Below are 1160 nucleotides of genomic sequence, written 5' to 3' on the forward strand. Positions count from 1 at the left end.
CCCCAACCCTCTCCCCAAGGGGAGAGGGAGTTAACAACTCTTTCCCTGAGAGAAAGGGCAAAAAAACAATCAGCCTTACTCACCCGCTAACGGGCAAGCAGGCGACATCACTTAAACAGCAAAGGAGAGCGCCATGCGCACTAACACTTTGCGTCGGAGTCTGGTCGCCCTGTTTGTCGCGGCCACAGCTTTTGGCGCTATCTCGCAAGCCCAAGCCGAAACCCTGCGGATCGGTTATCAGAAGTACGGCACCCTGGTGCTGCTTAAAGCTAAAGGCACCTTGGAAAAGCGCCTCGCCGAACAAGGCGTGGACGTCAAATGGACCGAGTTTCCCGGTGGCCCGCAGCTGCTTGAAGGCTTGAACGTCGGCTCGGTGGACTTCGGTGTCACCGGCGAAACCCCGCCGGTCTTTGCCCAGGCTGCTGGCGCAGATTTGCTTTACGTCGCCTATGAGCCGCCAGCGCCACACAGCGAAGCGATCCTGGTGCCGAAAGACTCGCCGATCAAATCGGTGCAAGCGCTCAAAGGCAAAAAGGTCGTGCTGAACAAAGGCTCCAACGTGCACTACTTGCTGGTGCGCGCCCTGGAAGATGCCGGTCTGAAATACAGCGATATCGACGTCGCCTACCTCGCACCGGCCGACGCCCGTGCCGCCTTTGAGCGTGGCAGCGTGGATGCTTGGGTTATCTGGGATCCCTTCCAGGCGGCCGCTGAAAACCAGCTAGGCGCACGCACCCTGCGTGATGGCCAGGGCCTGGTCGACAACCACCAGTTCTACCTGTCCACCAAGCCATACGCCGAGAAGAACCCGAACGTTATCGCCACCCTGATCGACGAAGTTCGTGCAGTCGGCGAAGACTCCAAAGCGGACCCACAAGCGGTCACCGAACAGGTTGCGCCGCTGCTGGGCTTGTCCAAGGAAATCACTTTGACGGCGGTGAAACGCCAAGGCTACGGCGCGCACTTCATCACCCCGGAAGTGGTCACCGCGCAGCAGAAGATCGCCGACACCTTCTACCAACTCAAGCTGATCCCTAAACCCTTGAGCATCAAGGATGTGATCTGGACCCCACCGGCCGCTGTGGCCCAAAGCTCGGTCACCCAAGCCCAGTAATTCGAATCCCCAAGGAGACCACTCCATGAGCCTCAATATCTTCTGG

The 1160-nt window shown here is 59.0% G+C and carries 1 protein-coding gene; it reads left to right on the forward strand.

Going from position 1 to position 1160, the window contains the following annotated elements:
* The first annotated feature begins 133 nt into the window (after positions 1-133).
* Positions 134-1114, forward strand: coding sequence for a sulfonate ABC transporter substrate-binding protein (locus AAAB16_RS00195; protein WP_340661508.1), 981 nt, complete (start codon positions 134-136; stop codon positions 1112-1114).
* Positions 1115-1160 lie beyond the last annotated feature (46 nt).

Source organism: Pseudomonas sp., from assembly GCF_037994325.1.
Classification (GTDB): Bacteria; Pseudomonadota; Gammaproteobacteria; order Pseudomonadales; family Pseudomonadaceae; genus Aquipseudomonas.